Annotated in this window: 16 protein-coding genes; 4 read left to right on the top strand and 12 right to left on the bottom strand. The window is 62.7% G+C overall.

The window, feature by feature from the left end; genetic code table 11:
- Positions 1-17 precede the first annotated feature (17 nt).
- From G502_RS0107375 to G502_RS0107345, 7 genes are all read right to left on the bottom strand, one after another.
- Positions 18-2015: an MFS transporter gene (locus G502_RS0107375; RefSeq protein WP_022728022.1), complete on the bottom strand. Its 1998-nt coding sequence runs from the start codon at positions 2013-2015 to the stop codon at positions 18-20.
- A gap of 5 nt (positions 2016-2020) precedes the next feature.
- A complete protein-coding gene (locus G502_RS0107370) occupies positions 2021-2668 on the bottom strand; it encodes a hypothetical protein (protein WP_022728021.1) in 648 nt (215 codons plus the stop codon).
- Positions 2669-2787: 119 nt separating this feature from the next.
- Positions 2788-4443: a Na/Pi cotransporter family protein gene (locus G502_RS0107365; protein ID WP_022728020.1), complete on the bottom strand. Its 1656-nt coding sequence runs from the start codon at positions 4441-4443 to the stop codon at positions 2788-2790.
- Between the two features lie 211 nt (positions 4444-4654).
- Complete coding sequence (locus tag G502_RS0107360) at positions 4655-5422, bottom strand: SDR family NAD(P)-dependent oxidoreductase (RefSeq protein ID WP_022728019.1); 768 nt, start codon at positions 5420-5422, stop codon at positions 4655-4657.
- 171 nt (positions 5423-5593) lie between these two features.
- Positions 5594-6922, bottom strand: a complete 1329-nt coding sequence (locus G502_RS0107355; RefSeq protein ID WP_022728018.1) for a hypothetical protein — start codon at positions 6920-6922, stop codon at positions 5594-5596.
- A gap of 55 nt (positions 6923-6977) precedes the next feature.
- Positions 6978-7403, bottom strand: a complete 426-nt coding sequence (locus G502_RS0107350) for a YybH family protein (protein WP_022728017.1) — start codon at positions 7401-7403, stop codon at positions 6978-6980.
- Between the two features lie 59 nt (positions 7404-7462).
- Positions 7463-7885, bottom strand: coding sequence for a VOC family protein (locus G502_RS0107345; protein WP_022728016.1), 423 nt, complete (start codon positions 7883-7885; stop codon positions 7463-7465).
- 229 nt (positions 7886-8114) lie between these two features.
- Between G502_RS0107345 and G502_RS19160 the strand changes: the two genes are divergently transcribed.
- The 4 genes from G502_RS19160 to G502_RS0107325 are packed head-to-tail and all read left to right on the top strand — an operon-like array spanning position 8115 to position 11717.
- Positions 8115-8990, top strand: coding sequence for a methylated-DNA--[protein]-cysteine S-methyltransferase (locus G502_RS19160; protein ID WP_022728015.1), 876 nt, complete (start codon positions 8115-8117; stop codon positions 8988-8990).
- Between the two features lie 57 nt (positions 8991-9047).
- Positions 9048-9773, top strand: coding sequence for a M48 family metallopeptidase (locus G502_RS0107335; RefSeq protein ID WP_022728014.1), 726 nt, complete (start codon positions 9048-9050; stop codon positions 9771-9773).
- Positions 9770-11125: an ActS/PrrB/RegB family redox-sensitive histidine kinase gene (locus tag G502_RS0107330; RefSeq protein ID WP_022728013.1), complete on the top strand. Its 1356-nt coding sequence runs from the start codon at positions 9770-9772 to the stop codon at positions 11123-11125. Before G502_RS0107335 ends, G502_RS0107330 begins: the two co-directional genes overlap by 4 nt.
- A gap of 25 nt (positions 11126-11150) precedes the next feature.
- Complete coding sequence (locus G502_RS0107325; protein ID WP_022728012.1) at positions 11151-11717, top strand: ActR/PrrA/RegA family redox response regulator transcription factor; 567 nt, start codon at positions 11151-11153, stop codon at positions 11715-11717.
- 6 nt (positions 11718-11723) lie between these two features.
- Here G502_RS0107325 and G502_RS19155 read toward each other — a convergent pair whose 3' ends face one another.
- The 5 genes from G502_RS19155 to G502_RS0107300 all read right to left on the bottom strand — a co-directional run bounded on the left by G502_RS19155 (position 11724) and on the right by G502_RS0107300 (position 20090).
- A complete protein-coding gene (locus G502_RS19155) occupies positions 11724-13211 on the bottom strand; it encodes an MFS transporter (protein ID WP_022728011.1) in 1488 nt (495 codons plus the stop codon).
- A 139-nt stretch (positions 13212-13350) separates the two neighbouring features.
- Positions 13351-14232: a diacylglycerol/lipid kinase family protein gene (locus tag G502_RS0107315; RefSeq protein WP_022728010.1), complete on the bottom strand. Its 882-nt coding sequence runs from the start codon at positions 14230-14232 to the stop codon at positions 13351-13353.
- Between the two features lie 41 nt (positions 14233-14273).
- On the bottom strand, positions 14274-15734 hold the full coding sequence (locus tag G502_RS0107310) for an efflux transporter outer membrane subunit (protein ID WP_022728009.1): 1461 nt from the start codon (positions 15732-15734) through the stop codon (positions 14274-14276).
- Positions 15727-18876 carry an efflux RND transporter permease subunit gene (locus G502_RS0107305; protein ID WP_022728008.1) on the bottom strand — a complete coding sequence of 1050 codons (3150 nt, stop codon included), beginning with the start codon at positions 18874-18876 and terminating at the stop codon, positions 15727-15729. Before G502_RS0107305 ends, G502_RS0107310 begins: the two co-directional genes overlap by 8 nt.
- Positions 18876-20090: an efflux RND transporter periplasmic adaptor subunit gene (locus G502_RS0107300; RefSeq protein ID WP_022728007.1), complete on the bottom strand. Its 1215-nt coding sequence runs from the start codon at positions 20088-20090 to the stop codon at positions 18876-18878. Before G502_RS0107300 ends, G502_RS0107305 begins: the two co-directional genes overlap by 1 nt.
- Positions 20091-20138: the final 48 nt, after the last annotated feature.

The raw sequence follows: 20138 nt of genomic DNA, 5'->3' as shown, positions 1-20138 counted from the left end.
TGATCACAAAAAACCCTTTAAGATGACATCCAACGCACAGCCAGGAAGGCCAGGCCCCCCAGCACGGAGATCCCGCCCAAGGCTAGGACAGTCGGCACGAAGCCGGCCGTGACCAGCAACAGGCCAGCCAGGATCGGTCCGATAGCGCTGCCACTGCGTTCGATCAGCCGATACAACCCATAGGCTGCATCCTCATCAAGCTTGTCGCCGTTTATGGCGACAAGCTGGCCCACCAGGCTGGCCTGCGGCGTAATCAGCATGGCCTGGGCCACGCCGAAAACCAGCAGCACCAGGGCTATGGCCAGTTCATGGCTCCCACCCAACACGATCAGGCTCGCCAGGCCGGTCAGCAACTGCCCGCCCACCACATAGGGCAGGGCCCGGTTGCCCCGACTTGCCAGGCGCGAGAACAGCGGAACCAGCAGCACCGTTGCCACGGGATAGATCATCTGCAGCCGTCCGATCTCGGCCTCGCTCGCCCCGATGGACAGCAAATGCACCGGCACCAGGTAGAAGCAGAGTGCGCTGAGCACCAACTTGGCCGGCAACGCAGAACCCACGAGCAGGGTCATGAAGACCGGGGCACCCAGCAGGCGCCGCCAACGTCCAGGCGTTTTCGCACGCCGGGGCGGAACCTCGCCCCCTGCCTGTCCAGCCTCGTCCCGTGGCAGCCCAGCCAGGCAGAGCCAGAAACTCAGGAGGGTAAGCGCTGCAATCACCCAGAGCGCCGTTATCGAGCCCAGCCGGTCAGACAGCAGGCCACCCAGCGGTGGGCCGCAGAGCGCGGCGACCATGATGGCCCCAACCATGACTGTCATGCCAAGCGTGCGCGAGCGACCTTCGGTGCGATCTATGATGAAACCCTGCGAGGCGGCGAAGACCATGGCAAAGCCGACGGCGACAAGGGCGAAGGCCAGGGAGAAACTGATGAACCCTGGTGACAGCGCCCCCAGTCCATAGCCAACAACGGCCACGGCCGCACCGGCCAGGAAGGAGGTGCGCCGACCCCAGCGCGCCGTCATCAACGACAGGGGAATCTGCAGACCGGCCACCACCGCCATGAAAAGGCCAAGGGTCAGACTGACGGCAAACTCCGGCGATATCCACGCGAGCCCGGCCGCCAGGCGTTCCACATGCGCAGGCAGGAAAGGCCGCGTCATCTCGTGTGCGAACATGAAGAAGAACAGGGGTGGCCGAATGGCCTGAGCCCGCTCTGCACCGGCATTGGTACGTGCCGCCAGGCCGAAACTTTCCGCCAGGCGGTTCAGCCGGACAGCAAGTTGGCTGTCCTCGCGGATCCGCTGGCGGATTTCCCGGTGACGTCGGTGCAGATGGCCCAATTCCGCATCGATGCGCGCAACGTAGTGGCCAGGGGTGCCGCTGGGCGCACTGTCTTCCTCCGGAACCGGGGGATGGGGTCTCAGGTCGCCCTGGGAAAGGGCCTGGAGCCGGCTTTCCAGTCCATCCAGGCTCGCCGCCATCCGGCGGCCGAAGATCAGACTGTAGAGCTCCAACCCGATCAGAACGGTGATCAGCAGGATGATCCCCAGATTGATCCAGAGATCACGCACCATGCGTTGGGTGAAGCGCTCGTCCACGGTCACCATAACGCGGGCGACTATGCTGCCATCCTGAAGGACCGGTGCGGTGGCCCGAGTTTCGAAGTCCTGTGAGCGGCCGCTGGATATCGTGAAGTCGCGGCCGCCATCGCGCGCTTCCAGCGCGATGGCGGCGAAGGCCGGGCTGTCCTCGAGGCGATCGCTGAACGACTCCTCCACACCGACCAGTTCGCGCAAGGGAACACCCAACTCCAGGGCGCCTTCGACCTGCCGCGCGAGCGACTGGGACGTGATCTCGGCACTCTGCTTCACTTCGGGCAATAGCAGCCGTTCGCCCAGCTGGACAGAAACCAGCGTCACCGTCGTATAGCCCAGTGCCAGGACAGCGACGAGCAGCAAGGCGATCTGGGTGCGAATCCCCACGGCCTGGCTGCGCAGTCTGGATACCCCCGACACGGCTCTCAGGACCTCCTGCCGTCAAGCTCGGCGGCGGCCCGCTGATAGGTTTCCTCGAGCTCCTGCACCTGTGGGCGCACAGCACGCAGCGGTTCGCTCGGCGGTGCCAGGCGCTCGGCACGCCGCTTCAGGGCATGCAGGACCAGCAACAACCCCAGCCCCGCCAGCAGCAGGGCTGCCAGAAGGACAGGCAGGCTGCGCAGAGCCAGGTCTTCAGCCAGTTGGCGGATGGTCGCCTGGGCGGAGGCAGAGTCCATCCGGACAACGACTCTGCCGACTGTCTCGCCCAGGTCATTGGAAAGATCGGTTTCCACATCCCAGCGGGCGGCACCCTCGGGTGTGCGCCCCACCTGTTTCGGCTGGCTGCTGTACAGCACTTCTCCACCCGCCGTGACCACGTCGATCCGCTGCAGGTAGCGCACGCCCACGGCCTCCCTCTGCAACAGGGCCGGCAGTGTCGTCTGCTCCTCCAGTGCAATACCGAAGGATTGGCTGCTGCGGATGGCGGTGGCGATCTGGTCGCCCACGGTCTCCATGCGATCGGAAAGCGTGCCCAGGAAGGCGCTGCGCACGGCTTCATAGCTCATGTAGGCCCCGAGCCCTAGGCTGAAGACGATGATGAGCAGGAAGAAGGGAAGGATACGATGAATCATGGAGAGCGATACTGCCTCTGAGCCCCCGGAACCGCTCTTGTGGACAGGCTTGCGTCTGGCGCGACTTCCTTACGGTAGAGACCACCGGCTGCGGCGGCAAGTCTGCTGTGTCCCTGCCCTCACGAGGCTTCCTGGCGCGCAACGGGACTGATCGATGAGGCATAGCGGCGGATCAGCCAGACCAACTGCTCGAACACCCGGGTTGTTTCGAAAAGCTGCTCACGGCGGTCCTGCTCCATGGTTGCCTCTTCACGCAACAGCCTGCGCCGGATGCTTTCCATGGTCTCCGAATGATCGCCCGTCATGCTGCGCAAGAGGGTGCGATCCAGTTCGTCCCCCTCCGCGGCGAGATCGCGCAGGCTTTCCAGCAGCATGTGCAAGACCTCGATCAGAGTATCGGCCAGGCCGACTCCCTTTTCGCGCTCCAGCCTGACAAGATCCTCCAGCGCCGACTGCACATAGCGTTCCGGATCGATCATCTTGTCCATGGCTTGCAGGAAATTCTCGAGCGCCTCGCAAAGTGACACCAGCAGCACATTGCGGTTCTGCAGGGTCATTGCGCTTTCCAGGACAGAGGCACTGATCCGCCGTTCCAGCAATTCCGCCTGGAAATTCTCGAGCTCCGTGCAGAGCGTACGCGTGGCCTCCAGAATGCGCTGGCCCTGTTCCGGACGCGGCGTTGTCTCGCCCTCCACGGGCAGGAGGCCGGGAAAACGGGCCAATATGTCCTGCTGTTCGCGCTCAATGAGGTCGAGCGCGGATTCGGGATCCTCAAGGGCCTGTTCGTAGATATACTTGGGTTTCGCCAATTCCTCGTGCGGCGCCACAGGCGAGACCAGTGCACAGAGGCGCTCCAGAGGCCGCTGAAGCAGCGAGCCGAGCAGGGCACTGGAAACCTGAATGACCAGGAAAACCAGGGCCAGCTGCATGCCCAGTTCGGGAGTCACCCTTTCCACGGCTGCCCGAAGGAGCGGCAGGTCCGTGTAGCGTTCCAGGTAGAAGAGCGCCAGGATGAAGATCGTGCCCAACAGTTTGTAGAAGACCTGGGAAAGCGCCAGCTGGCGTGCCGTGCCCTCGAGATTGTAGGCCGTCAACCCAACCCCGATGCCGGAGCCAAGCCCGGCGCCGAGCACCAGCAGGATGGACTGGTCGAAGTTCAGGATGCCCAGGGAGACCATGGAAACGGCGATGATCGTGACCGTCGCCGAGGATTGCAGCAGAAGCGCAAACAGCAGGCCGGTCAGGAATTCCAGCAGGTCGAAGCGGGCGGTCAGCTGCAGCAGATCCACCACCCAGTCCATCTCCGTGAGTGGAGCCGCCCCCTCCTTCATCAACTGCAGGCCGAAGAAGAGCAGACCGATGCCCAGAAGGGCACCGGCAACATGTCGATACTTCAGAGAACGATCGATGTTGAAGTAATAGGCCAGCCCCACCAGTCCCAGCAGGAACAGGACCATCACGCGCAGGTCCACCGCCGAGAGAAGCACCAGTCCGGCGGTGCCCACATTGGACCAGGCGACCAGGGGCATGACGGCCGAAACACCGGCCAGGCCGGCCTGGATCATGCTGATGGCGATCAGGGTGACGGCGTTGCTGCTTTGGGTCAGACCCCCGGCCAGCACACCGACGCTGGCGGCGGAAAGGTGGCTGTTCGTGGCCAGGGTAACGCGCCGGCGGAAATTCCGCCCGGTCAGGCGTTTCAGGTTGTCACCGACGAAATGGATGCCGATGAACAGCAGGCCAAGGCCGGCGAAGAAGGTGGCGAACAATTCCATGTCGTCTCAGAACCCGGACCGCTGCATCCACGCATTGGGGTCCTGGACCTTGCAGTCACGTGATTCTCCGCAGCGATCTGCCCGTTCTGGCTGTTCTTCCGGCACCTGCTTCCCCTCAAGGTTCGACCTGACCCGCCAAGAGGTAGTTCACGAGCACCTCTGTGGGCAAGGCTTTCCTCGACTTATTCTCAATGCCCTGAGGGGTTCGGCTTCATTCCCGGCGATGAACGCGCATGGGGCCATTGGCCTGGTCTGTGGGCATCATCTGCAGGCGTGTCACGCTGACGTGCGCCGGGCGGCTGGCCAGCCAAAGGATGCTCTCGGCCAGGTCTTCAGCCTCCAGCGGCCGCGTGTCCTGATAGACCGCCTCGGCCGTATCTCGGTCACCCTTGTAGCGTACTTCCGAGAATTCGGTATGGGTCATGCCGGGCTCCAGCACCGTGACCCGAACGCCCGTGCCCAGCAGGTCGGCGCGCAGGTTGCTGCCCAACTGCCGTACAAAGGATTTCGTTGCGCCATAGACATGCCCTCCGGGATAGGGGTACTCACCGGCAGTGGAGCCAACCAGGATGATATCGCCCTTTCCCCGGGCCACCATCTTGGGCAGGAAGGCATGAACCGTGGCCATCAGCCCGTAAACATTGACGTCCACCATGCGCTCCCAGTCCTCGAAGGGCGCGTCCTGGGCGGCCCCGCGCCCCAGGGCCAGGCCGGCATTGGCCACAAGAAGGTCGAGATCCGGATGTGCCTCGGCCAGCTCCATGAGGTCCTCGCGTGTCTTTTCCCGGGCGCCCAGATCCAGTTCCACCGGCGTCAGGCGTTCGGGATAGCACTCCACAAGGGAGTCCAGCCGTTCCTTGCGGCGCCCCAGGGCCAGGACCCGGGTACCTCCCTCGCAAAGTGCCGCCGCAGTCGCCTCACCAATCCCGGCTGTGGCACCGGTGACAAGGGCTTTCTCAGGCAGGGTGATGGCCGTCATGCTCGAACTCCTGTTCCATTCTGTGCGGGATGTCTCGGATCACTTGAAACGGATGACCTCTCTATCATGGGCAAAGTGAAGGAGCAGGTCTATCTCTGGCTGCAGGGCAAAATCACCGCTGGTGATCTGTGACTGGCCCTGAGACGGCCCGGCCCGCCGCACCGGTCCCGCCTAACCGATAACGAGCGAAATCACGATCAGCAGGAGCATGACCGCCGTCATGAAGCGCAGATTCCTGCCAAGAGCAAGCCTGTAGGCTGACACGTCGAAAATTCGTGTTGCGGCAAGGAAAGCGATGGACCCCAGCGCCGTCATGGCCCCGAAGGCCCAGCCAAGCAGACCGGCAAGCCCCAGAAGCACGAGATGCAAGCTGTCGGGCATGGCAGGTGCAAAAACCGTCAGAAGAATCGTGACCGTCACCACCATGTGAAGCCCCAGGGCCGTCGGCACGGCAATACCGACCATGGCAATGGCGATCAGGGCGCCAGGTCCGAAGTCCTCGGCAACACGTGCGACCAGGCTGGCAATCTCGGGAACACTGGTGATCACACTGGCGAAGACCAGCGCACCGACGAAGATGGAGACCTCGCTGTCAAATCGTCGCCAGGCATCCAGGGTCACGGACATCATTTGGGCACGTGCACTTTGGCCGCGGATCCAGCCCAACAACAGCCCCATTGGAGGCACGAGCAGGATAGTTGCCTCGGGCGGGGAGAAACCGAAACTGAAAACCAGGGTCAGGTTGGCCACGATCAGCAATAGCACGGGCAAGAGCACCCATCCGAGTGCCTGCCAGAACTGTGGCGACAGGCGCCTGGGGAAACGACAGATCCCCAGAACGTGCGGAATCGCAACCAGCGTCAGGGCAAGCAGGAATCCACTGCCGATCAGCAGACCGAAGGACAGGCGTTCTCCCAGAGCCGAGGTGATGACGCCCATTGCGACCGTGAAAGGCGAGAACAGAACCGCCAGCCCCATGCCCCTGAGCGCCCAGCTTGCCGTCTCCTCACGCACCTGCGGGTCCTTCTGACGGGCGATGAGGGGTGCGACGACACTGACCGTTCCCACTGCAAGCGGCACCGAGAAGACCAGCCCCAGGAACTGGACAGCGCCGCGCCGGGACGCGGGACGAAAGGCCACGAAGGCATCCTGGACCTCGCGAAGTCGCGGGGCGGACTGGACAAAACTGCGCAGGCCGTAAAGACAGGCCAGAAAGGACGCAAAGATGGCCGCGCGGGACAGGCCGTCCAGCACCGCCATCCAATCGTCGCGCAGGAAGGCCAGAACTGCGCCACTCCCACCCAGCAGCAATGCGATCCAGCGCACGAAATCGCTGTGCCTGAGGACCGCGCCAATGGCTATCAGCAAGGCCAGAAGACCAGCGATACGGCCCGGCAGAACCATGTCTGAAAGCGAAGTCCAGGCTGCGAGCAACAAGAGCAGAAGAACAAGCCCCGGTAACAGCCTGGACCAGGCAAGCCATCCTGCAACCGGCTTCATCTGTCTTCCTTGTTATCGTTATGGGAAGGCCCCTGCATCCTGGATACAGGATGCCTCAATGCCGGTGGGTGACCTCGTCACGCGCGTCCATGTAGATCTCGGAGACGATGCGCCAGCTGCCATCGTACTGGCGCTTGAGAACCTTTAGGGAGTGATTTCGCCGAGTCGGCAGGGTGCCGCCGTCCACTGTCTTCTGTCCGGTCACTTCCATGTAAGTCTTGACCAGGACCACGTTTTCGCTGACCTGCCGGACATCGACCTCAGGCGCCCCCTTCATCTCGCCGTCGGAAAAATTGGAATCAGCGAAGAGTTCGCGCAGGTAATCGACGATGGCATCGCGCCCCTTCAACGTTCGACCGAAGGCATTGGTCCAGTCGGCATCCTCGCTGTAAACTTCCTTCAGGATATCGGCATCACGCCGCCGGAACCCTTCCAGCAGATTGCCCATGGTCGTCTCGATGGCCTTTTCATCGGAATCCATGATCTGAGCCCCCCTCTCTCATGCTTCCTTTCACTGTGGTCTCTTCCGGCTTGGGCCGGTCAATGGGCGAAAACCTGGCTCATGTCCCGAAAGGACTTGAATTCCAGGGCATTTCCGCTGGGGTCCTTGAAAAACATGGTCGCCTGCTCACCCACTTCCCCGGGAAAGCGCACATAGGGCTCAATCACGAAATCGATCCCGGCAGCCTTTAGCTGTTCGGCGAGTTCATGCCAGATTTCCCAGTCCAGGATGGCTCCGAAATGGCGCACGGGGACCTCCTTGCCATCCACCTGGCTGGCCCCAACGGCATTTGTTTCCTCGGGTCGCAGGTGCGCGGTGATCTGATGGCCATAGAAATTGAAGTCGATCCAGCGATCGGATTCCCGACCCACCGAGCACCCCAGCACATCGACGTAAAAGCTGCGGGTCTGCTCCAGGTCCGCAACGGGAAACGCAAGGTGAAAAGGCGGAAGCCCTGTCATGCATGAACCTCTTGCTTGTTCGCGGAAACGATCTTTGGATCATTTCCCAGTGAATTCCTGTGGGTAACCATTCCCCGAATGACCGTCTCGGTCAAGCCTTCCAGCCATCTGCACTTCACTGCAAACACCGGATAGCCTCTTCGGCTTCCTGCAGGCTATCCTGTCCTGAATTTGACAGCTGTCATCACAAAGCCCGGATGGCTTTCAGCGTGAAACGGAACGAACAACCATGCACAGCCCACAAGCATCACAGAACAAGATCCCGAGCGAGCAGGAGGACGCCGAGACCCAGTTGGTGGAACACCTCTGCGCCGAGTTGGAGGCCGCCGAGGGCACGCCCGTGCCGCTTCAGGAACTGGCACGCATCGCCGGGCTGAGTCCCTGGTCCACACACCGCCTGTTCAAGCGGGTCACGGGCATCACGCCACGCGACTACGCCCAGGCTCTGCGCGAGGGCCGGTTGCGCGCGGAACTGCGCCGTTCGGGCAATGTCACCCGCGCGCTCTATGAAGCGGGCTACGGTTCGGCCAGCCGCCTTTACGAAAGCGCCGGCAACGCGCTCGGCATGACACCGGCGACCTACGCGCGCGGCGGACGCGGAGCGCGAATCGTCTACGGACTGGCCCCCTCCGCACTGGGAGAGCTGCTGCTGGCCGCCACGGAACACGGACTTTGCTTCATCGCCCTGGGAACGGATTCGCAAAGCCTGGAACAGGAACTGCACGCCGATTTTCCCAAAGCCGACGAGCTGCGCCGCGACCAGGCCGCCGTCGAAGAGCCGCTTGCCGAGGTCCTGGCCTACCTGGAAGGACAGATGCCCCACTTCGACCTGCCGCTCGATATCCGGGCCACGGCATTTCAGCGACGAGTCTGGAACGAACTTGTCGCCATTCCCTATGGCGAAACCCGCAGCTATGCTGACATAGCCGTGCGCCTGGGCCTGCCCAAGGCGCAGCGCGCGGTGGGCCGCGCCTGTGGCAGCAATCCTGTCTCGCTGGTCATTCCCTGTCATCGCGTCCTGCGCAGCGACGGCGGACTGGGCGGTTACCGCTGGGGCGTTGCGCGCAAACGGCGCCTGCTGCGTCAGGAGGCAGGTGCCGACTGACCCGGGTCCGGCGCGGTTGTCGTTGCCCGTAGGGCGCGGCTGCCCTACCTTCCCGGCATGAGAAGCGGGGACACGCAGACAGGCCAGATCGAACTTGCAGGCGAGCAACTTGCCTATCGCCTGCGCATCTCGCCCCGGGCGCGCAGGATCACCTTGCGCCTGGCCGCGCGTGACGGAAGTCTTCAGGTCACCGCACCGCCAACTGTCAGCCGCCGGCAGGTCCAGGCCTTCCTGAAGAGCCAGAGCGGCTGGATCGCACAGCGCCGCGCCACCCTGCCAGACCCTGTACCCTTCGCCGCCGATCAGGAACTGCCCATTCTGGGTGATCTGTATGCTATTCGCCACTGTCCGGACGCCCGTCGGGGAGTCTGGTTGGAACCCGGGATCCTGAATGTCTCTGGACATGGCGACCACCTGCCCCGGCGAATCGAGGATTTCCTACGCAGCTACGCTCGCCAGCAGTTGACCCAGGAAGCACGCCATCGCAGCGCTCAACTTCCGCTCGATGCACGACCTCTAGGGCGCATCACGGTTCGCGACACCACAAGCCGCTGGGGCAGCTGTTCATCCAGCGGCAATCTCAGCTTCTCCTGGCGCCTGGTCTTCGCTCCCAGAGAGGTTTTCGACTATGTGGTGGTGCATGAACTCGCCCATCTGGTTCATCTCGATCACTCCCGCGCCTTCTGGCGCCTGGTGAAGGATATGAAGGGCGATTTCGAATCCGCGCGCAGCTGGTTGCGGCGTGAGGGCAGCAGCCTGCTTCGCTATGGAGCCAAGACATGAGCGAAGAGGCGACCGGAAGCAGGCCGTCCCCGGTTCTGCCGGAAACCCCCGACCTGCTCTCGGGCATGACCGCAGCCGGCGGGCGCGTGCGCCTGCGAACCCTGATCTTCATCCGCTGGGTGGCGGTGCTTGGCCAAACCCTGGCCTTGCTTGTGGTCCAGGCCGGACTGGGCTTCGATGTTCCCCTGGTTCCGGCCGCGCTCATCATCGGTGCGCTGGCCTTCATGAACCTGCTGACCGCCGTGCGTCACCGGGGCACCGTCTGGCTGGGCGACGGTGTGGCTTCACTCTACCTGATCGGTGACCTCATACAGCTGACCGCCCTGCTGGCCATCACGGGCGGGCTGCAGAACCCCTTCACCATCCTGATTCTGGCACCGGTCGTGGTCTCGGCCGCAACCCTGTCACGGCGCAGCACCATCAAACTGGCAGTGGTGGCCATCCTGGGCATCATGGCCCTGGGCATCTGGTACCTGCCCCTGCCCTGGCCCTATCCCGAGTTCTATCTGCCCTCGCTTTATGTGGCGGGGATCCTGATCGCCATGATCCTGGCCGTTGTTTTCATCGCCGCCTATGTCTCCTCACTGGCCCTTGAAGCCAGGCGAATGGCCGACGCCTTGGGGGCCTCCCAACTGGCACTTGCCCGCGAACAGCGCCTGTCTTCGCTGGGGGCTCTGGCCGCCGCCGCCGCACACGAGCTGGGCAGTCCGCTGGCCACCATCGCCGTGGTCGCGAAGGAACTGGAACGCGAGCTTCCGAGCGACAGCGACACCGCCCATCTGCGCGAGGATGTCTCGCTGCTGCGCCTGGAAAGCGAGCGTTGCCGGCGCATTCTCAGCGAGCTTGCCAGCCGCCCCGACGAGGACGAGGACACGCCCTATCACCGCCTGCCCCTGACCGGCCTGATCGAGGCCGCTGCCGCGCCCTTCATGCGTGACGACATCGACCTCCAGATTCACCCCGAACCGGCCGTTCACGCGGATTACAGCCCGGAACAACAACCCTTCCTGCCTCGGGATCCCGGCTTGATGCACGGGCTGGGCACCCTGTTGCAGAACGCGCTGCAGTTCGCGCGCCAGCAGGTCACAGTTACGCTGGACTGGGATGACGCGGAAATCCGGATTCATATCGAGGACGATGGGCCCGGTTTCGATGAAACCGTACTGGGCGACCTAGGGGATCCCTATGTCTCGACCAGTGGGCGTGATGAACGGACCGGCGAGGACCATATGGGTCTGGGAATCTTCATTGCCCGCACACTGCTCTCACGCCTGGGGGCCAGGGTCTCATTCAGCAATCGTTCCGAAGGCGGCGCCAAGGTTGCAATAACCTGGCCGCGTTCCATTATATAGGGCCAGCAGAGGACGCAAATTAACGATGTCATCCGAAAAGACCGGCCAAAGCCTTCCCCACGCCTCCGACAAGCGTCTGCTGATCGTCGATGACGACGAGCGTTTCTGCAAACGCCTGGGACGTGCCATGGAACAACGCGGCTTTGCCGTAGAGATGGCGGCGAGCGTCGAGGAAGGTGTTGAAGCGGCGCGGGCACGCCCACCCGCCTATGCCGTGGTGGACCTGCGCCTGGGCGATGGCAGCGGGCTGGATGTCGTGGAAACCCTGCGGGCTGCACGTGGGGATACGCGTATCATTGTGCTGACGGGCTATGGAAACATCGCGACGGCCGTTGCCGCGGTCAAGGCCGGAGCAACCGACTACCTGCCCAAGCCGGCCGATGCCGATCAGATCGAATCCGCCCTGCTGGCGCGCGAGGGCAGCCTGCCGCCACCCCCCGAGCAACCGATGTCGGCCGACCGCGTGCGCTGGGAGCATATCCAGCGGGTTTATGAACAGTGTGACCGCAACGTTTCGGAAACCGCCCGACGCCTGCGCATGCATCGACGCACTCTGCAACGCATCCTGGCAAAGTACGCACCGCGCAGCTGACGCGACTCAGGTCTTGCGATCCCTGTCGTCTTCAGGCTGATCCGACTCTGCTTCAGGCTTACCCGATTCCGGGCGATCCGATCCGCTGTCCTGCGACGGATGGGGCTCTTCGGTCGTCTCCACAGGGCGATCCGACGTCGATTCCTCTGCGCTATCCGCCAGGGTCTCCTCGGCCACATTCCGATCGGAAGCCCCATCCAGGTCCGGATCGTCCAGGTCCCTTCCTTCAGACATCGTGTCCTCATCGGCGCCTGCTTCATCATCGCCGGAATACTCACTGCGCGGGTCCAGCTCATAAACCACGGCGCTGGTCTGCGGCTCCACGTAGACGAAATTCTCGCGTTCGTCTGCCGGCACAGGGGCCTTCATGCGGATTCGGTAGAAAGCGAAGGCAGCCAGTATCAGCGTGAAGGTCCCCGCCGTCAGGAACAGGCCACCCGGCCCGATCAGCGACATGACATAGGATCCCGTAAATGGACCGATCACGGCACCCGCAGCGAAGGTCAACAGCAGGCTGCTGGAGGTCTCCACGGAGTCGGCCGATTCAACATGATCATTGGTATGCGCTATGCAGAGGGCATAGAGCGACAGGGCCATGGCCCCGAAGACGGACCCGAAGATCATCAGCCAGAGCGGGAACTGCCCGAACAGCCAAAGCCCGATGCTGCCGAATGTCGTTCCAAGACAGGCAATGACCATCACCCAGCGCCGATCTATGATGTCGGACAGTCGGCCCAACGGCCACTGGGCAATTGCGCCCGAAATCACCGCCAGCGCCATGAAATTGGCAACCGTGGCCGTATCACGGCCCAGCGCACTGACATAGGCCGGCGCAACACTCCAGAAGATGCCATTGGCGGCGCCGATCAGGAAGGCGCCCACTATGCCCACCGGCGAACGCCGATATAGACGCAGCAGGCGCAGGTTTACGGAGGAAGGCGGCGTGGGCGCCACTGTCCGTGTCAGGGCCACCGGGACGACCGACAAAGCCATCACGATGGTGATCATGGCGAACAGTCGGTAGTTGAGCGGCGAATCCAGGTTCAGCAGGAACTGGCCAGCCGTCACGGCTGCCAGGTTGACCATGACATAGATGGACAAGACACGGCCCCGCATTTCATTGGACGACCCCTGGTTCAACCAGCTCTCGATGGTGGTGTAGAGGCCGGCCAGGCAAAGGCCCGCAATGACGCGCAGGGTCATCCAGATCCAGGGCGTTGGAAACAAGGTATGCAATAAGGGAATAGACGCCACCACGGCGGCAAGCGCCGCAAATGTGCGGATATGACCGGCCCGCCGGATCAGGAACGGCCCCAGGATACACCCCAGGCCGAAACCCAGGAAATACAACGATCCCATGGAACCGATCATTACATCGGTAAAGCTCTCGAACTGGGCGCGCACAGGCAGGAGAGTGCCCAGCAGGCCGTTCCCGAGGAACAGCAGGGCAACGGAAAGCAGAAGCGCAAAAAGCGGGAGGAGAGCGCTGACCATGGAAGCGACCGGAAAAGAACAAAGCTGTGGGGAAGCCTGACCGAATCAGCCAAGGCGGGTCAAGAATATACGACACTACGGTCAATAGTATCGCAGATGCGACCGCTGACGCTCATTTTGCGCTGCACAACAAAACGGCTTATCGCGGAAAAACCAGTGTCAGGGCGGAAGGGCAAAGGGTTATCTCGCAAGGCAGCGTGCCGATCCAGTCTCCATCGCCCTGGACAGGATCCTGCAATGGGCCTTCCACCAGAACGCAGTTGGCCTTTCGATAGTGCACATCAGGCAAGCGATGCAGGAAACCCAGGACAAGGGCGGCCGCATACTTTGCGGCGTGCAAGCGCCCCTTGCGTGTAAAAAGGCAGACTTCCAGGCTATCGGCCTCAAGCCGTGCAGCAGGCGCAGCCCTGTATCGGCCCCCGTAATGACGTGCATTGGCAACAATGACAGAACAGGCCCGCAGCGCCTGTCCGTCGACCTGCAGGCGATACTCCGGATAGTCGTAGACAAGCAACTGCCGCAGCGTCTCCACGACATAGGCCAGTTTGCCGATGCGCCGTTTCAGGGGCCAGCGTACGCCGGTCACCACGTGGGCATCGAAACCAACGCCGGCCATCAGCAGGAAATGCCGGTCATTGACACGGCCCACCGAAACGGGCCGCGGCTGTCCCTCTCGGATAAAGCGTACGATCGACTGCAGCCTTCTTGGCAATCCGATTTCGCGCGCCAGAACGTTCGCCGTACCCAGGGGTAGGATCGCCAGTGGCAGGTCCTGACCCCCGACCCTGTTGGCCAGCAGGCCGTTGGCGACCTCGTTGACTGTCCCGTCTCCCCCCGCGGCCACCACCCGGTCGCAGGTCGCGGGCGTCAGCCTGCGTGCGATCGCTTCGCCATGGCCGGCATGGCGGGTGGGCATCTCCAGGATATCGCAATCCTGCGAGCGTAGCTGTTCCAGAACGTTCAGATAGACCCGGCGTTGGCGCAGGCCGGCAGCCGGATTGTAAATCACGGCCAGGCGCATGCTGCGTCCGTCCCTCTAGGTCGCTGGTGCGGCCCGCACGCTCACTGGCTTGCGCTCTCGCTGTCGGCGGCCAGCGGCGAGAGCTGTTCCTCCCAGCCGCCGCCCAGGGCCTTGAACAGCGATGCCGTTGCATTCAGGCGCGCCCGCATGGCATCGACCAGGGCCAATTCCGCGTCCAGAAGGTTGCGCTGGGCGTCCAGAACGTCGATGAACCCGACGAAGCCCTCGTCATAGCGCAATTGCGCCATACGCACGGTATCCTGGATAGCTTCGACCTGCCGGCGCACGCTTTCCACGCGCTCGGCCGAAGTCTGATAGAGCGTCAGGGCATCCCGCACTTCCTGGAAGGCCGTCAGGACCGTCATGCGGTACTGGGTCTCGGCCTGGTCGCGCAGGGCCTCGGCCGTGTCCACCCGCGCCGCACCGCGCCCGAAATCAAGGAGGGGTCCCATAACAGAGGCTCCCTTGGTCCAAGTGGTTGCCGGCGCCGTCAGCATGTCGGCGAACTCGATGGCCGTGCTGCCCAGGAGGAAACTCAGATTCAGCTGAGGGAATCGCTCGGCCTCGGCCACACCGATCTGGGCCGTCGCCGCCATAAGGCTCGCCTCCGCCGATCTCAGGTCGGGACGCCGCTTGAGAAGCTCCGAAGGCAAGACGGAAGGAACCTGGTCGGGCAGGTTGAGATCGGTCAGCTCACCCGGGCCAAATTGAAGCTCATCCATCAATTCTCGCGGGCTCATTCCAACGAGGACCGCCAGTGCACTGCGCAACTGTTCCACTCTTTGCTGGGCCCCAGGCAGTTGAGCGCGCGTCGTTGCCAGTTCGGATTCCGCCTGGCGCAGGACCAGTGCATCGGTTTCACCGGCGTCATAACGGGCCTGCTCGAGCGATAGGGTCTCCTCGCGGCTCTCGATGGTGCTCTCCAGGATGGCGACTTCGCGCTGGGCCGCTCGCAGATTGGTATAGGTCGTCACCACATCCGTGATCGTGGCCAATTCGATGGCGTCATGTGCGAAAACCGATTCCTCCAGCGAGGCTTCCGCCGCTTCCTGACTGCGCGCCAACCGTCCCCAGAGGTCGATTTCGTAGCCCAACTGCCCCGAAAGCTGATAGAGATTCTGAGCTTCTCCCGTTGAGGGCGGAATGGTTGAACGCTCCGACGGGCTCTGGCGTGTGGCCTCGGCCTGGCCGTCCAGGGTCGGCAGGCGGTTGGCCTCGGCCAGGCCCAGACGCGCCCGCGCTTCCTGGATCTGCTGTGCGCGCAGGCGAATGTCCAGGTTCTGGTCCATGGCCCGGTTCACCAGAAGGCTCAGTGTGGGATCGTCAAAGCGCGTCCACCAGTCCTCCCAGCCTTCCCGCTCGGCTTCCGTCAGCAGGCTGTGCTCCGGCAGCTCCTGGGGAAGGTCGATCTCAGGGGCCTCGTAATCCGGGCCCATGGCGCAGCCCGCCAGAAAGGCAGCTGCAAGTAGCGACAGGGCCTGATGATGCAGCTTCTTATGCATTCTCGGTCTTTCCTTCCTTGCTGCCGGTCTGCTTGTGGCGGCCAAACAGACGGTCCGAACCGTCGACAATCAGCTTGTAGAACAGCGGCACGAAGATCAGTGCCAGGGAGCTGGCCGCGATCATGCCACCGACAACAACGGTGCCGATCTCGACGCGGCTGGCCGCCCCCGCACCCGTGGAGAACACCAGCGGCATGGTTCCGATGATGAAGGTCAGCGAGGTCATGATGATGGCCCGGAAGCGCTGCCGGACAGCGGCCATCGCCGCATCCATGGTTGCCATGCCTTCCTTGCGATTCTGGTCGGCAAACTCGACAATCAGGATTGCGTTCTTGGCCGAGAGGCCGATCAGGACCAGCAGGCCCACCTGGAAATAGACGTCATTGGGCAAACCGCTCAGGAAGACCGCAAGCGCGGCCCCCAGAATTCCGAACGGCACTGCGGTCAGGACAGCTATGGGCAGGGCCCAGCGCTCGTACTTGGCCGAGAGGATCAGGAAGACCATGACCATGCCCATCAGAAAGGCAAGCTGACCGGATCCTGCAGCGGCATCCAGCTGATAGGCCTCACCGATCCAGCCAAGCTGGCTTTGCGGGGTCAGGATGCCGGCCGCAACCTCCTCCATGGCATTCTTGGCCTGACCGGTCGTGTAGCCCGGGGCAGCATCGGCCATCATCTTGGCTGCGGAATAGACATTGAAGCGATTGATGATGTCGGGGCCGGGCTTGCGCTCCAGATCCACCAAGGAGCTGAGAGGAATCATGTTCCCTTCCTCGGAGCGCACGAAGACCCGGCGCAGGTCTTCTGGTTTGCTGCGGAATTCTCCTTCGGACTGCAGATTCACCTGCCAGTTCCGCCCCTGAAAGGTGAAGTCATTGATATACATGGCCCCGAAGGTGCTCTGCATGGCCTGGAAAATGGAATTGATGGGCACTCCGGCCGCCTTGGCCTTCTCGCGATCCACATCCGCCTGGTAACGCGGTATATCCGTCTCCAGCGTCGTGCGCACATTGGTCAGCTCGGGACGTTGGTTGGCCTCTGCCGCAAGCTTGTTGCCCAGGGCACGGATCTCCTCGGGCGTACTGTCGCCGCGCACCTGAAGATAGCCTTCAACGCCACCGGTCAGGGACAGGCCCATGATCGGCGGAGGCAGGAAGGATATAACCGTGGCCTCAGGCACCTGTGCCCCGGCCCCCATGATCTTTCCGGCCACAGACTGGGCATCCTGGCCCGGCCCTTGGCGTTCGTCCCAATCTGTCAGGTTGGCGAAGCCGACACCTGCCGAAGTACGCTGTGAACTGGCGATGATGTCATAGCCCGCGAAGGTCGTGTAATCCTCGATCTCCTCCATGGACAGCAGCATCTTGGAGACCTTGTCTCGCACCGCCTCCGTGCGCCCCAGCGCCGAAACAGGAGGCAGCTGATAGGCCACTAGGGCGACGCCCTGGTCTTCCTGCGGCACCAGGCCCGGCGGCAGGCGATTGATCAGGAAGGCCACCGAACCGATCACGACCACGAACACCAGGATGCCCAGGACGGCATGCCGCAGGAACCACTGCACAGTGTTCGCGTAGCCATTCGATATCTTCTGGAATCCGGAATTGAAGTAGCGGAAAAACCAAGACTCCTTGCCCGAATCCTCCTTGCCCAGCAGCAGGGCCGAGAGTGCGGGCGCCAATGTCAGCGCGACAATGCCCGAGAACATCACCGAAACTGCAATGGTCACGGCGAACTGGCGGTAGAGCTCGCCCGTCATGCCACCCAGGAAGGCGACCGGTGCAAAGACGGAGATCAGAGTCAGGGTGGCAGCCACCACGGCACCCGCCACCTGTTTCATGGTGGCAACCGCCGCGTCGTGGGCCGTCATCCCCTCTTCCTTGATCAGCCTGTCCACATTCTCCAGCACCACAATGGCATCATCGACCACGATGCCAATGGCCAGGACCAGGCCGAACAGAGTCAGCAGGTTGATCGAGAACCCAAGCGCCAGCATGCCGGCAAAGGTTCCGATCAGCGAGATCGGGATGGCGATCACCGGGATCAGCGTGGCGCGCAAGCGCTGAACGAACAGGAAGGTGACAAGGGTCACCAGCCCCAGAGCGATCAACAGGGTCGTCACCACCTCCTCGACCGAAGCCTCGACAAACTCGGTGGTGTCATAGGGCACGCTGTAATCCAGATCATCGGGGAAGCGCGATTCCAGATCGGTGAGAAGGTTCTGGACGTTCTCGGCTGTTTCCAGGGCGTTGGCACCCGGCTGCAGATAGATCCCGATGGGCACGGCGGCCTGGCCGTTGTAGGTGGCCGAGAAGGAATAGTCCTGGGCCCCCAGCTGAGCGTTCGCCACATCGCCCAGCCGCAACACGGATCCGTCGTCGTTCGAGCGTAGGATGATGTTCTCGAACTCCTCAGGGTCCTGAAGCTGGCCTTCCGTGGTGATGGAATAGGTGAAGACCTGGTCCTCTGGCGACGGCTCCGACCCCATCAGGCCTGCTGCAAACTGGGCATTCTGCTCGCGCAGGGCCATCGCCACGTCGGCAGGCGTCAGGTCGAACTGCGCCAACTTGTCCGGGCGCAGCCAGATGCGCATGGAATAGTCCTGTGCTCCGAACAGCGATGCGTCACCGACCCCGGGCAGGCGAACAAGTTCATCCAGGACATTCAGCAGGGCATAGTTGCTGATATAGAGCGGGTCGTAGGTTCCCTCGGGCGAGAAAAGGACCGGCACCATCAGGATACTGCTGGAACGCGCCTCGACGCGCACACCCTGGTCGCGAACCGACTGGGGCAGGCGGGACATGGCCGCCTGGACGCGGTTGTTCACGTTGATGGTGGCCTGGTCCGGGTCGGTCCCGATCTCGAAGGTGACCGTCAGGCTCATGCTGCCGGAGTCCGTATTGGTGGACTCCATGTAGATCATGTCATCGACGCCGTTGATCTCCTGCTCCAGAGGTGCTGCCACGGAGTCCGCGATCGCCTGGGCACTGGCGCCGGGATAGCTCGCCTGTACGACAATCTGGGGCGGCACAACGTCGGGATACTGCTCCACCGGCAGGATCCGGATGGCAGCCAGGCCGGCCAGGACAATGATGATGGAGATGACGGAAGCAAAGATCGGCCGGTCGATGAAGAAACGGAGCATCAGTTGCCCTCCTCGGAGGCAGCCCCTTGCTCAGCCGTCTGTTCACCGGAAGAGTCATCCGAAGCCTCCTGCGGATTGACGGTCATGCCATCCTGCACGGCAACCTGCCCGTTCACGATCACCTTCTCGCCCGCTTCCAGCCCCGAGGTCACCACTTGCCGGTTCTGGACGATCGGCCCCAGTTCCACGGTACGGGCATGCGCAACGCCCTCGTCATCGACCACGAAAACGCGTGCGCCCTGGGTGTTCTCTCCCACAGCCTGCTGCGGTATGACGATCGCGTCCTCCAGGGTTCTGAGCAGCATGCGCACCCGCACGAACTGACCGGGAACGACGGTATTGTCCGGATTTGGGAAGATGGCACGCGCAGAAACGGTCCCGGTCTGGGGATCAATCGTACTGGCCGTAAAATCGATATGTCCCTCACGCTCGTATTTCTGTCCATCGGGCAGGATCAGGGTGGCATCACGCCTGTGCGCTCCACCATTGCCCTGGCTCATGGCCTCGCGGGCGCGCTGCTGCAGGCCGGCATCGTTTTCGGGCAGGGCAAATCTGACATGAACCGGATCCAGCTGCGTGATTCGGGTCAAAAGGGCGCCCGGTTCCACCAGGCTGCCTTCGGATTGGGCTTCCAGGCTGGTCACACCTCCTATCGGCGCAACTACATCCGTGTAATCCAGTTGCAGGCGTTGCTGATCGACCTTTGCATTGGCCATCGAAAGCGAGGCCCGTGCCAGCTCAAGAGCGGACAGGGAGGAATCCCGTTCGCGTTCACTTATGGCGTTCTGATCGTAGAGGCGCGAGACACGGTTCCACTCGCGTTGTGCCTGCTGCAACTCGGCTTCGGCACGATCGCGCTCGGCACGCGCTGCCTGGAGCGACAAAGCGAAGGGCTCGGGATCGATCGCAAATAGCGCGTCGTCCTTTTTGACAATCTGCCCTTCATCGTAAAGACGCTTCTGCAGGATGCCTTCGACACGCGCGCGCACCTCGACCTCGCGCGATCCACGCACGCGGCCGGCATAGTCCTGGATAATCTCGGCATCCTCGGTTTCCGTCGTCATAACGCTCACCTGTGGAGGCGGGCGTTCCCCACCCCCAGCACCCTGGGCGTTTGCGTTGTTTTCATTGCCGCAAGCCGCAAGAAGTGCAGCCAGGGATGCCACTGCAAGACCACGCAGCAGGAAACCACTTGTCGTCGCTGAAGTGCGCATGCCTCAGTCTTTCTCAAATTTTGATTGGCCGGATGAACGGATTTTCAG

Source organism: Fodinicurvata sediminis DSM 21159 (assembly GCF_000420625.1).
GTDB lineage: Bacteria > Pseudomonadota > Alphaproteobacteria > Kiloniellales > DSM-21159 > Fodinicurvata > Fodinicurvata sediminis.
This window is presented reverse-complemented; position numbering and strand designations above follow the sequence as displayed.

Excerpts from the sequence above, each read along its gene's own strand:
- G502_RS0107300 (WP_022728007.1), bottom strand. The coding sequence starts at position 20,090 with ATGCGCACTTCAGCGACGACAAGTGGTTTCCTGCTGCGTGGTCTTGCA.
- G502_RS19160 (WP_022728015.1), top strand. The coding sequence starts at position 8,115 with ATGCACAGCCCACAAGCATCACAGAACAAGATCCCGAGCGAGCAGGAG.
- G502_RS0107345 (WP_022728016.1), bottom strand. The coding sequence starts at position 7,885 with ATGACAGGGCTTCCGCCTTTTCACCTTGCGTTTCCCGTTGCGGACCTG.
- G502_RS0107330 (WP_022728013.1), top strand. The coding sequence starts at position 9,770 with ATGAGCGAAGAGGCGACCGGAAGCAGGCCGTCCCCGGTTCTGCCGGAA.
- G502_RS0107310 (WP_022728009.1), bottom strand. The coding sequence starts at position 15,734 with ATGCATAAGAAGCTGCATCATCAGGCCCTGTCGCTACTTGCAGCTGCC.
- G502_RS0107325 (WP_022728012.1), top strand. The coding sequence starts at position 11,151 with ATGTCATCCGAAAAGACCGGCCAAAGCCTTCCCCACGCCTCCGACAAG.
- G502_RS0107355 (WP_022728018.1), bottom strand. The coding sequence starts at position 6,922 with ATGAAGCCGGTTGCAGGATGGCTTGCCTGGTCCAGGCTGTTACCGGGG.
- G502_RS0107350 (WP_022728017.1), bottom strand. The coding sequence starts at position 7,403 with ATGGATTCCGATGAAAAGGCCATCGAGACGACCATGGGCAATCTGCTG.
- G502_RS0107305 (WP_022728008.1), bottom strand. The coding sequence starts at position 18,876 with ATGCTCCGTTTCTTCATCGACCGGCCGATCTTTGCTTCCGTCATCTCC.
- G502_RS0107365 (WP_022728020.1), bottom strand. The coding sequence starts at position 4,443 with ATGGAATTGTTCGCCACCTTCTTCGCCGGCCTTGGCCTGCTGTTCATC.
- G502_RS0107335 (WP_022728014.1), top strand. The coding sequence starts at position 9,048 with ATGAGAAGCGGGGACACGCAGACAGGCCAGATCGAACTTGCAGGCGAG.
- G502_RS0107360 (WP_022728019.1), bottom strand. The coding sequence starts at position 5,422 with ATGACGGCCATCACCCTGCCTGAGAAAGCCCTTGTCACCGGTGCCACA.
- G502_RS0107370 (WP_022728021.1), bottom strand. The coding sequence starts at position 2,668 with ATGATTCATCGTATCCTTCCCTTCTTCCTGCTCATCATCGTCTTCAGC.
- G502_RS0107315 (WP_022728010.1), bottom strand. The coding sequence starts at position 14,232 with ATGCGCCTGGCCGTGATTTACAATCCGGCTGCCGGCCTGCGCCAACGC.
- G502_RS19155 (WP_022728011.1), bottom strand. The coding sequence starts at position 13,211 with ATGGTCAGCGCTCTCCTCCCGCTTTTTGCGCTTCTGCTTTCCGTTGCC.